This is a genomic window from Ralstonia sp. Ralssp110, assembly GCF_047325135.1.
GTDB lineage: Bacteria > Pseudomonadota > Gammaproteobacteria > Burkholderiales > Burkholderiaceae > Ralstonia > Ralstonia mojiangensis.
In genome coordinates this window covers 609,835-622,369 of sequence record NZ_CP168609.1, presented here as the reverse complement: position 1 = coordinate 622,369, position 12,535 = coordinate 609,835, and the positions used below count along the sequence as shown (strand labels likewise).

Annotated in this window: 2 protein-coding genes; one reads left to right on the top strand and one right to left on the bottom strand. The window is 66.7% G+C overall.

Features of this window, described 5'->3' with window-relative positions:
• The first annotated feature begins 203 nt into the window (after positions 1 to 203).
• Entirely contained in the window at positions 204 to 1,064 is an 861-nt protein-coding gene (locus ACEN9T_RS03365; protein ID WP_092971366.1) for an alpha/beta hydrolase, read from the top strand.
• Between the two features lie 117 nt (positions 1,065 to 1,181).
• Here the strand turns inward: ACEN9T_RS03365 and ACEN9T_RS03360 are convergent, their stop codons facing one another.
• Positions 1,182 to 12,473, bottom strand: coding sequence for an LWXIA domain-containing protein (locus ACEN9T_RS03360; protein WP_413706427.1), 11,292 nt, complete (start codon positions 12,471 to 12,473; stop codon positions 1,182 to 1,184).
• Positions 12,474 to 12,535 lie beyond the last annotated feature (62 nt).

The window sequence follows — 12,535 nt, the reverse complement described above, 5'->3', positions numbered from 1 at the left end:
ATCGGAGCCCCGATGGGTCGTCTCTTTGCGAATCCATGCTGGACAGTGCATCCAGCGCGAGCATGCCCGCGTATATGGTCGAGCCCATTGTCTTCACCTTGAACGTGTATGCGCCTTCAATTGTTCCGTATCCCACCACGCATGTGCGGCGTTGGCCGCTATCCGTGTGTTCGCTCGGCTTCGGTGTCGCATGGAGGTCGTCGATGCCTGGTGTGACGCGCCGAGCATGGATGGCAGCCGCCTTGGCGAACCTTGCCGGGTGTTCTGCCCTGGATGTCCTGAATGCGGTGTCCAAGTCCGACGCAAGCTTGCCAGCGCTGGGTCTGGCCTACGGCCCACACTCACGCCAAAGGCTGGACGTTTATCGACCTGTCCGCCCGATGGAAGGGCCGCCTCGTGCGGTTGTGTTCTTCTATGGCGGGTCGTGGCGCGACGGCGACCGCAAGGATTATGCATTCGTAGGTGAAGCGTTGGCTGCCGCTGGGGCGCTTGCGATGGTTGCCGACTACCGGCTGTATCCGGAGGTGCGCTACCCAGACTTCCTGCTGGACTGCGCAGCCGCCACGGCTTTCGCGCGGCGGTGGCTGGATCGGCAGGGCCATGCCGGCGCGCGCCTGTTCGTCGCGGGGCACAGCGCGGGCGCCTACAACGCAGCAATGTTGGCAACCGATAGCCGCTGGCTGGCGGCGCAGGGTCTGCGCATCGAAACGCTGTCGGGCTGGATCGGCATGGCTGGCCCCTACAACTTCCTTCCGATTCAGGCGGCTGATGTGAAACCGGTGTTCAACCATCCGAACGAAACAGCCGATAGCCAGCCGCTGTTCCACGTCAGCCAGGGATGGTTGCCTCCTGCATTGCTGCTCACCGGGGAGCACGATGCCTACGTGGATGTCCGGCGAAATACGCTGTCACTCGCCGAACGTCTGATGGAGTATCGCCACCCGGTGGAGCTCAAGGTTTATCCACGGCTGGACCATAAAACGCTTGTGGCCGCGCTGGCTTCGCCGCTTCAGTTTCTGGGGCCTGTGCTTTCCGATGTGGCTCGCTTCGTGGCCAGCACCTGAACGCGCCACGCAGCATTGCGGCGGGCAGGCGCGCATGCCGTCGATGCTCTCGGCTCGACGGCATAGGGCGGCCGCGTCGCCCCCGCGGCCGGTGGGAACCCGACTCGGCCACGCGGCTCACGGCACGATCACGATAGGCTCGTCCGGGTGGATCAGTCCGACATTGCGATGTGCGAACTGTGGGTTGATCTGCAGCAACTGCGCCAAGGCTGCCTCGACCTGCTGCTCATCCGACATGGACTGGCGCTGCGCATCGGAGACGTGCGCCTCGTGCAACAGCGGCGTGCGATACCGGTCGGCAATGCCGTTGAGCGTATCGCCCTGCTGCACCACGTACTCGGAATGCGTGGGTTGCGGGGTGGCCGGTGTGCTCGGAGGCTGACTGGTTGACGGCGCAGTCGGGCTGGCCGACGACGAAGGCGAGCTTGACGGTGAGAGCGACGCGGACGGCGAGACCGATGGCGACGGTGACACCGAAGGCGATGCCGATGCACTCGGTGATGCGCTAGGCGACGGCGTAACAGCCGATGTGCCGGGCGGGCGCTTGTTCTTGTCGTCCTGCATGAACAGCGGCTTGATCAGGTTGAATGCATACGCCGACAGGGGCAGCAGCGCGATGGCGATCTTGTGCTTGCTGACAAACTCCGACGCATTCGGAAAGTGCGAGCTGAAGCGTGAGAGGCCGAGCGCGCCCGACGACAGCAGCATCGGCACGCCCTTGATGTAGTCGCCACCCGCCATCTGCGCGGCGGCCAGCAGCATGCCGCCGGTGGCGGCGAGCGTATCTGCCGAGATATCGAGCCCGCGCACCGTGCGGCTGCGCTGCTCGATGTCGATGTTGCGCCCGCGCCCGAGCAGCACGCCGGTGGTGTACGCAATCGACGCTACTGTGCCGCCCGTGGGCAGCACGTACCAAATGGCCGAATCGTGCCCCAGTGTCCACGCCTTGGCCCACATCGCATGCGCATACGAGGCGAGGCCCATACTGTAACCGCCGATGGCGATCTGCCTGCCCCAATAGCCGAGCTTGGTGCGCGGGTGGCCCAGGTGCACCTGCTGCAGCCCGGTGCCGCTGAAGATGGCCTGGATCTGTTTGACCAGATCGGCCGACACGGCTTGCGTGGCCTCACTGGACTGTGTGCGCGTGATTTCCCGATTGCCCAGGCGCTGGTAGATGTTGTGCACGCTCCAGTTGGCTTCGGCAACGAAGGTGCGCAGGCGGTCCTCAATCTTTGCCAGGTCGTCCGGCTCCGTCTTTTCCTTGTGGTTTGGCAAGGCCTTGACCAGCCGGTCGACCATCGTCTGCGTGGCCTCGCTGAAGACGCGTGGGTCCGCCCGCTCGATCGTCGCCATCGTCGCCTGATGCAGCACCTGCGCCGAGCGGCCGACCCGCAGCAGCAGCATGGAGGGGTTGCTGGCGAGCGAAATCGTAGTGGCGCCGGTGCCCGGTATGCCGATCAGTACCGCACCCATGCCCCCTACCACGGAGGCCCCAACGGTCACCGTTTCTCGCACGCTCGCGCCACCCTTGGGCTTGGCGCCCGCCACGCCAAGCGCATTGAGCTCCGCCGAGGCCTGTCTGGGTGCGGCCAGCCCCTTTTGCGCGGTCTGCGTGGTTTCCACTCGCCCCGCGCTCTGCAGTTCGCCTGATGCGTCCACCGACAGCGCTTTCGCTTTCACCATGTCCTTCCAGGGAGGCAGGGGCGTGGCCGGGTTGCGAGCCGATGCCGGCAGCGCCTTGACGCCCGCGGGGCGCGCAGCTACGCCCATCTCGGTCTTCCATTGGTCGGCAAACTGGTTGGCGCGTTTTTCTGTCGGACCCAGGCGCCGCTTGGCTTCCCACAGCGGTTTGGCAAAGTCGATCTCGGTGGCGCGGGCGCGATTGACGAGCGCGCTCGTGTTGCCATTGAAAACGCGGTCGATGATCGCGTTGACGTCGCTGTCCGACAGGTTGTACTTCTGCTTGCCCAGCCGCGCGATCTCGGCCAGCAGTACCTGGTTCTGGGCGTCGTACTGGCTCTTGGAGGGGCGCTCGAACACACGCGTGAGGGCGTCGTCGCCATGCAGCCGGCCCTGGGTGGGCGCGCCGTCTTGCTCAAAGCGCAGCACCATGTCGGCCACGGCGGTGTTCAGCCGTTCGTTGGCGATGGCGTCGGCGCCATTGGTGGCGTACGACAGGCCCATATGCACCCAGGGCAGCGTGGGGCGCTCCAGCACCTGTTCGACGAGCTTGGCGTTGCCGCCGCCCGGCACGGGCTCGAGCACGGTATCCCAGCCGTGGAAGCTCACCATGACGTGCGGCGCCGATACATCGGGGTGGGTGGCGCCCCACTTCTCGAGCATCGAGAACAGCCGTACGTGGTTGTCGTACGCGTCATTGGTGCGCGCGGTGAAGTGGTCGTTGGGGCCGATGTGTGGCCGCGACGGCGCAAATTCCAGGCGGATGACCACGCCAGTCTTCGCCGACAGGTCGAGCCATTTGTCGAGATGCGACTGGTGCAGATCGTCGAGGAACAGCTTCTTCGTATCGGCGCCCTTGCCGGATTTGATCTGCGCATTCCTATGGTCGATGGTGGCGTTGCTTTCATCGATCTGCTTGGCGGCCCGCACAAAGCTCGGGTCCTGGCGCTTGCCGACGGCGGCGCGCAGCGAATACGGGTCGACCACCAGCGAGATCACCGGCATGGCGCCGCCCGTTTTTTTGATGAACGCGAGCGCCTTGGCGGGGTCGTCGCGCAGGCGATATGCCCGGCCCATCGGCGCTAGCCGTGCCTGGAGCGGAAATTCCGAACGCAGGAACGTGTTGACCATGTGCCGGTCACCTGTGGCCGCTGCCGAGTACCGCTGTGCGATGCGTTTGCCCGCGAACGGCACGCGGCGCGACACGGTGTTGGCGGCCACGTCGCGTGCCACGCGCAGCTTGAGCTTGATCTTGCGCCAGAGCTGCGCATCGGCCATCACGACCTCGGGCGCGTGGTCCTTGACCGATTTGAATTCGACATTGCTGGCATAGGGATCGTCCTTCTTTCCGGCCAGCAGCTCGACCTCGTCCAGCGGGCGGGTGAGGTTGCCCAGCTTGGGTGCATCGGGCGGCAGCGCCACCGTGGTGGTGCTGGAGAGCACCGGCTGGTACACGCCAATATCCAGGCCGGTGCCGCTGCGCTGCCATGCCTCGAATTGATCGGGCGGCAGACGCGTGAGCAGGAAGTGGGTATCCGCGCCAAAGCTGTCGTGACCGACGGCCAGTTCCTTGGCCGGGGTGCCGTTCTGCTGCGCGGCTGCCTTGTTCCAGGCGCCATACCACGTGAGGGCGTTGCCATCAGGCTCCAGCCGGCCGGTGGGCGTATGGGCGCCCAGCTCGCCCGCGTTGTCGCCTGTCTTGTAGACGTAGATGTAGTGCGTGCCGGCTTCGAGCCAGCCTTGCTTCACCAGGTCGCGCAGGTGGACGATGTTCGGTCCGCTGTAGTCGAGCGCATGGGCGTCGGTGTCGGGCAACATGCGCGCGTTGGCGTAGCCCAGAGCGGAGGCTTCCAGCGGCGTGCCGGTGGTGACGGGCTCCTCCAGCGTGCGCTGCCGCCATTGCAGAAGCTGCGCAGCGCGCCCGCGCAGGAAGCCGCCGTTGGCCTGTCGGTTCAGTGTGGTGGTCGCCTGTGCAATTTCGCCCGGCTTGAAGGCCGGCATGCCGTATTCGGCCCGCTTCCATAGCGTGCGCGGCTCCAGGAAGCCGCCCAGTTCCTTGACCGTCTCGGGCTGCACCGAGCTGACCACGAACCGTACGCCGCGCGGCGCGCTGCGCAGTGTGCGTGCGCCGTGCGTCTGCTGCTTGGCAAAGGCGGCTTCGAGGCTGCGTTCGGGCACGGTGGCGCCGTCCATCGGTGCATCCACGTGGTATGTCCACGTGCCGTCGGTACCGCGCTTGGCATGGCCCTTCGGGGCACCGCCTTTCTTGTCGATGACGTAGATGATGTTGTCGTCCTTCGCGGCGCTGGTCGCCTCTTGCACGCTCTTGTAGCGCTTGGCCCCACCAAGCTGCTGGATATGGTCGACCACCTCGGTGTCGATCTTGTCGGCCGCAGGCGAGAGCACATGAGAACCCTCATCGCCATTGATGCGCGATGGGCCGCCAAAGGCCTGCAACCGCTCGTACGACACGGGGCTGATGTAGAAGTCGACGCCCTTGCGTGCGGTGTGCATGGCTGAGTTGTCGCCACGCACGGCGCGCTTGACGATCTTGGGGACGTTGCTGCCACGTACGGCCTGGGGCGGCGCGAAGGTGCCGTCGTCGCGCAGTTGCGTGGTCGCGATGATGACGGGCGTGCCGTCCGGCTGGCTGGTGCCCTTGAGCGCGATCAGGACGGTGTTGCTGCCCGCCTTGTTGGCCAGATCGCTCAGCCTGGGCACCTCGGCGCCGGGCACGTGCCGCAATGTCCGCAAGTCTTTCACATCGAGCCATTCGGCAGCCTGCGCCGCTTTTTGGGCGCCCGACGCTGTCGCCGGCGCTGGCATGTGCGGTGTGCCGGGCGCGTCGCCGTTCCAGTGCGAGGCGTAGTACTGCACGTAGGTCTGGTCTGGCGCGACGGACGTGCGCATGCTCGCCATGGTCTGCGCCAGGCGCAGGTAGGCCTCGGGGTTGTTCGCATCCCACTGCGCGTAGGCCTGTTCCAGGGGCTGCGGCATCTGCGCGCGGGCGCCGATGTCTACACCGGTTGCGGCCAGCACCTCGTCGCGGACGTTGAACGCGTTGCCCTGCGCGCTGGCCTCGCCGGCGAGCAAGGTCCGCACGAAGCTGCCCTCGCTGTGGTGTTGCAGGCCCTGCAGATCGAGTTCGGCCTTCACAGCGTGGTCGGCCTCATGGCTCAGCGTGTAGACCAGCGCGCCGGCGTCGGGCGCGTTGGCGTCAAGCGTGATGGTCTTGCGCTCGGTATCCACCGCAGAGCCGCGGTTGCTGTGTCCGAGGCGCACCGTCCAGCCCGCGTCGTGCAGCAGGCGCAATTGGCGCGTGAGCGTGTCGGAGGCGCCAATCAATGCGTGGGCGCTGGGCGGCAGCGGTGCGCCACCAAACGACATCGTCACGCGGTCGGCCGGCGTGGTCTGGTATGTGCCGTCGTGGGGGCGGTATTGCGTGCCGGTGCCGCTGTAATCGGGCGAGCCGGCCGGGCGTGACACGGGGCCGCCGAGGTTGCGCGCGGGGTTGGCGGGGTCGATGCCGATTTCGGCAAAGCGCCGGCTGGTGGCTTTCTGCAGCGCGGCGCTGTAATCGAACGGTACGCCGTATTGCGCCGCGGCCTGCTGAGCCAGCACGGTGTCGTGCTGGGCCAAGGAGATTGCGTAGGCGCGGATGCCGCCAAAGCTCTGTTCCGGGCTGGGTGTGCGGCCGATGTCGGAGGTGCCAAATTGTGTGTTGCCGGCGGCAAATCTGTCGATGGCGCTGAGCAACCGGTCGACCATCGCAGGGGTCGGTTCCGCTGCGGTGGACACGCCGCGCAGCTGCGCCTCGGTCATCGACGGCACCGTGTCGTGGAAGTAGTCCGGATGCTGCTGTTGGTAATGCCGCAACGCCTCCACCACGCGGTCCACGGCCGCGCGGTCGGTGGCATACACGACGATGTTGTCGGCGCGCGGGCCGGCGGCGTCAGGGCCGGCCGCCTTGGCCGCGTAGATGCCGGGGAAGCGCCCGGGCTGGTCCACCACGCCGCGCACCAGGAAGTCGAGCACGTCGAGTACATGCGGCGTCTTTGCATTGACATAGACGCGCTCGGTGACGGCGTCCGGGTCGACCCGGCCGTCTTCGCGCATGAAGTGATAGAACGTGGTGCGCGCGCGGCCTTCCGTCGGCATCGTGCTGTCAACGAAGGCGCCGTCGGCTTGCGACACGGTGTAGGCCCCTTCGGGACGCTGCTCTGCCAGTGCGATCAGGCGGGGAAAATAGAATTCGCCCGGCATGGTGTCTTCCGGGCCGGTGACGCCGCCCGTGCGGGAGTACAGGCAGTACACCTGGTTATTGTTCAACGCACCCTGTGCACCGTCTGTCTGCACCCTGGCAAGCAGCGCCTGCTGCGATTCGAGTGCCGATTCGGCGCCACGCGGCCCAAGCTCGGGCACCACGCGTTGTACCGGCGTGCTGCCCGGGTCGGGCGCCACGCCCGGCATGCGCATGCCGGAAGCAGCCAGGTTGGCCGCCGCCGCCTCGTAGGCCTGCCGCTGCGATGCGCCATGCTGGCGCGCCACGCCCATGCCGGCACCCATGAGCCCCGCCGAGGTGAAGAACTGCACCCAGTCTTCGCCCGTGGCCTGGCCGTTGGATGTCGCCAGCGACTGCCCCTGGTGCAGCATCGCCGCGAGGTTGGTGTTGAGCGCGCCGGTACCCATCAGTCGATAGGCGAGGGCGCCGCCGCCCAGGAACCGCAGCCCGGCCAGCCGACGCAGGCGTGCGGGCAACCTGGCGAGCACGTCCGCCCGGTTGAGTAGCGGGATGGCCTCATTCAGCCGCTGCAAGCGTAGCGTGCCCTGCGTGAGGTCTGCGACGACGCCCGGGTTGCGCGTGACGCCGAACACGGCATTCAGCCGTTGCGCCGCGTTGGCGGTTGCCGCGGGCGACCCATACAGCGCGTGGCTGAGCACGGCGTTGGTGAGGTTGTTCTGGAACGGGCGCAAGGCCCAGCGATTGTCATTGAGCAGGCTGATGCGCGCGGCATCTTCCGCGCTGGCGCCGCGCGTGATGCGCACAGCGTTGATCGCCTCCATGAAGTCGGCGTTGTAGGCGCCCACGCGCGCTGCGGCCACGGCCGTGCGATTCACGAGCCCGCCTACGCCGGCCGCACCGCCCAGCACGTTGGCACCCAGGCCCACCCAGTTCCACGGGTCTTCACGACCCTTGGCGGTGGAGAGCGCATTGATCGAGTGTGCCGCCCCTGCCACGGCCGTCACCGCAAAGTACGCATCGGCCAAGTTCGACAGCACCACGGCCCACAGCGCAGCGGTCTCCGGTTGTACGACGGTGGTGATGATGCCGGCCGCTACCGTCAGGCCGATCTCCAGATCGGTCTTCAGGTGTTCCCAGTTGTACCAGTGGTCGTCGGGCTTGTAGGTCTTCCAGTAACCGTCGTCGGTCATTAGATTGCCGTTGGCGTCGACCACCCAGTGCGGCTGGGCGATCAGCAGGCCGCGATCCAGCCCGCTGTGCGATTGCCAGTCGCCATAGCCGTTGCGCACGGTGGTATCGGCGGGGCCCACGTCGATGTAGCGCCCGTCGGTGCCGATGCCCTCCATGATGGCCAGGCGCTTGGCGTCGCCCTTGCCCTCGCGGTTGTCCCACCACTGCATCGACAGCGAGGTGAGTGCCACGGGCGTGGCGCCGCTGGGCGTGTTCACGCCTTCGCCGTGCATGAGCTGGCTGGCCACCTGTGCCAGTGTGGTCTTGTGGCCCTTGTGATCGTAGACGACTTCGTTGCCGCTGTATTCCGCAAACTGGCCGTCGGCCATGGCTTGCTGCTCGTCCAGTGAGCGTGCCGTGTATGTCGGGTCCAGCCCATATGCCTGACCGACGGCGTTGTACACCTGGGCCTGGCTGGTGACGGTGTGCATGCCGTCTTGCCAAGGCAGCCCGACGGTGTTGCCGCTGGCCGTGACACCAGCGGTGGTGCCCGAGCTCACGCCTGCGGTGTCGGGCGCCCAGTGCAGGTCGTTCTTCAGCGGTGGGCTCGCGTTCGGGTCGGCGTTGGCCGGCGTCGGCGGCTTGGGGGAATCTTTGAAGCCGGTCTCGCGCCGGATCTCCTTGCTGACGTCGTCGCCGATGTTGTCGCCGATGATGTCCTGCGTGAGCTGCATCGGGACGTTGTCGTCCTTCACATCCTTCAGTCCGAAATCCTGTCCGGTGACCACGGCCATGCCATCGCCGCCAACAAAGTACGTGGTGTTCAGCCGCGAATCCACCGATTCTGTGCCCAGCCCGCCGTTGTCGAGGGGCTTGAGCATCAGGCCCTCGATCTGCTTGCGCAGGTCGGTCATGTCCTGGTTGCGTGCGCCGCCCGCGGCCGCGTAAATGCGCGACATGGCTTTCAGGTCAGTCACGTCCAGCTTGCCTTGGAACTGGCTGTGGTACAGCGCAGCGGCCAGGTCTGGCGCGACGCCGTTCATCTGATCGGCCGCGGCGTTGGCCTGGTCTTTCTTGTCCTTGCCGAATACCTGGGCGCCGCTCTGCTGAAACAGCGACTGGGTCTGCGGTGCCTGGATCGTGTCGTCCAGCAGTTGCGCGTAGAAGATCGTGCCCTTGTAGACATCGAGCGACGTGCCCATGGCGCTGAGCCGGCCCTGCGGCGAATCCTTGCCGTCGTTGGCGGCGGTGCACATCATGGGTGCATGGTCGAGGATGGATTGCAGCGCGCGCTGCTGCAAGCCCGAGATGCTCGCGTCCCCCATGACCTGGTCGAACAGCGGGTCACCGGACTGCATGCCGGCGAGCAGGCCCGTGAGCCGTTTGGCCGCCGCCGCGTCGCCCTTGCCCGGGCCACCGTTGGTTTGCAGGGCATGCGCGGCGATGTGCAGCACCTGTTGCGCGCCCAGCCCCGTCTGCCATTGCTGGAAGCTCGTCAGCAGTTGCTTGAACTCGGGCGAGTCCTTGCCGGTGCCGCGCGCCGCCTCCATCTCGGGCGCGATGCCGGCCATGGTGACGGCGTTCTGCGCTTTCCACAGAGTATCGACGTTGTCGGGGTTGAGCTGCCAATCGCCATCTTCGGGTTTGTGGCCGGCGGCTACGTTCAGTGCCTGGTCGAGGTCGTTGTGATACGACTGCAGGGCGCGCGCGGCAGCGGCTTTGAGGTCTGCGTTGTCGGGCGCTTTGTCAGATTTGGCCTTGGCGTCCTGCCATGCCGCGTAGTCGGTGCGGGCCTGCGTAACCGCGCCGTCCAGTGCCTTCTGGTCGGGCTGAATGTCCTGCTTCATGATGCCGGCCGTCACGCGCAGCACGTCCGGGTCGAGCACCTTCAGGTTGGCCAGGTCCTGGGCCCCGGCATCGACGGGGTCCTTTGTCGGGTCTTGGTAGTAGTCCTCCAGATGTTGCTGCGCAGCCACCGTCAGTGCGGATTGCGTCAGCATCGCTTCGTTCTGTTCGTTGCCGCCGAGCCAGGCTCGCGTGGCGGCAATGGCCTCGGGCATCGTCATGCCGCTGGCCACCAGTTGGCCCAGATGGGCGGTGGTGTCGGGCTGGGCGCCGTCGCGCTGCGTGTCGGGCGTTTTGGCATCCGGCGTTGCCGCCACGTTGCCCGTGCGCAGGGCGTTCACGCCGTCCTGCAGGTCCTGTTCGGTAAAAAGCTGGTCTCCGTCGACGTCCTTGGTGGCCTGGTCGATGGGGTCGCTGGGGGTTTGGGGCTGCCCGGCCTTGTCCCCTGTCTTGTCGCCGGTGTTGTCCTGTTGCCGTGCAACGGTCACCGCCTGGGCACGTGCCAGTACCGCGGCCTGGGCCCACGTCTGGTTGCTGATGTCGGCGTTTGCCTTGTCGTTGCGCGCGGCATCGAGCGCCTTCTGCAGACCGGCCGCATCGGCTGTGCCGCCGCCCAGCGCCTTGTCCAACGCCGCCTGGGCCTTGGACAGGTGAGCCGCATCGTCCGGCCCGACTGGCACCGTGGGCGGCGATGGCTTCAGGCCGGTGTGCTTCTGCAGCGTTTTCGACAGCGCGCCGTTCGGGTCTTCATCGATGATGGTCTGGTACGGCGCCATCGATGCATTGTTGGCCTTGGCCAGGCCCAGCGTGTCGAACGGTGTGCTGGGCGGTGTGTAGCCGTTTTCCTTGTAGCGGTCCTGGTCGGCCTGCGCGTTGTAGAGGAAGGACCGCAGGCTGCCCATGACATGGGCTGCGCCGTCGCTCTTCGGGCCGCCCAGCGCGTTGACGATGCGGCTGATGGGGCCGTAGTAATCGTCGCGCTTGTCCAGCGTTTGCATGGAGGGCGCGTAGACCTCGGGGTCGCCCGCTTTGATCTTGCTGTCGATCTTGCCTTGCAGGTTTTGGGTGTAGAGCGCCTGCGCCAGTTCAGGCGAGGCACGCTGCACGTCTTCGAGCAGCGCCGCGATGTCGCGCAGCTCACCTGGCGTGCCCACCTTTGTAATGTTGTCGTGCGTGATGCCGGCGTTCAGCACCGAGTTGACAAGGTCCTTGTACAGCACCGTGTCCTTGTAGCGCGATAGGGCGTTGCCTTCTGCCACCAGCGTGTCGTGCGGGTTCTTGCCGCTGGCTTGGGTGATGTCCTGCAGCGCGCCAGACTGGATGTCCTGCGTGCGTGCGTCGTCCATCACGCTCGCGTAGAGCGGGTCGGTGTTGGCCACGCCGCGCAACTGCTGGGTGAGCGCCTGCGCTGCTTTGAGGTTGCCGTCGGCGCCGCCCGACGCGCGCGCGGCCAGCGCGGCGTCGACGATCTCAGCGGCGTGCAGGTCGTTCAGCACGCTGGCGGCGGCAGGGGCTCCTTGCGTGCCACTTGCGGCGCTGTTGCGTTGCGCGACCAGGCGCTCGGCAAGCAGGCGCCGATCGGTCTGGAGTGGATCGGCACGCCACTGGCTGTCGGGCTGGCCGGCAGCGGCGTTCAGTTCATCGGAAAGGGCGGTGTGATAGGCCTGCTTGTCGCGCGCCAGCGTGGCCGCGTCCGCATTGGCGGCCTTATCTTTCTGCCAGGTCTCGAAGGCGGTCTGAGTGGCCTTGACGGTGTCGTCCAGGTTGGCGGCCGGCTTGAGCTCGACGTGCAGCGCCTTCACCACGTTGTCGATGGTGGGTTTGGAGAAAATGCCGAGCCAGACGTCCTGCTTGGCAGCATTCTGGATGGGGTCGGCATCGGCCGGGACCTTGCCGTCTGCCACGGCTTTTTCGGCTGCGATGGTCAGGGCGGCTTCGCTCAGGACCGTCTCGTTTTGTTCGCTGCCGCCAAGCTGGGCACGCGCCGCGTTGACGGCTTCGGCCTCTGTCATGCCGCCGTCCAGCCCCGCTTGAATGGCGGCCCGTGCGTCTTGCAGCGTCACGGCTTGCGTGGGCGGGGCCTGGTCGGTTGCCAGCGGTTTGTCGGACAGCGACTGCGTGGCGCTGTCCAGCGTCGTGTTGTCGAACACGTGCGTGAGGCCGACCTGGCTGGCGGCCTGCTTGAGCGAGTCGACCTTGGGTTGCGGCGTGGCCCGTGCCGGGCCGTTGTGCGCGGCCTGCAACAGGATGGCGGCCCGCGCAAGCGCATCTCTGCTGACTGAGGGCTGCGTCTGCTGAATTTTCTCAATGGCAGCCTTCAGCGCCGCTGTATCGTCGGGTGCCTTGCCCTGGAGCGCATTCTTCAGGGCCGTCTCGGCATCGGACACATCGCGCGCACTGGGGGGCGGCGGCGGTTGGATGGGCTGGGGCGGCGTCGGGACGCCACCACCGCCGTCGATGGCTCTGAGCATACGGTTCTCCTGGGCAGACTACGAGCACTCGCCCATGATTGCCGCGCTTGCCAAGCACGCCT

Excerpts from the sequence above, each read along its gene's own strand:
- ACEN9T_RS03365 (WP_092971366.1), top strand. The coding sequence starts at position 204 with ATGCCTGGTGTGACGCGCCGAGCATGGATGGCAGCCGCCTTGGCGAAC.
- ACEN9T_RS03360 (WP_413706427.1), bottom strand. The coding sequence starts at position 12,473 with ATGCTCAGAGCCATCGACGGCGGTGGTGGCGTCCCGACGCCGCCCCAG.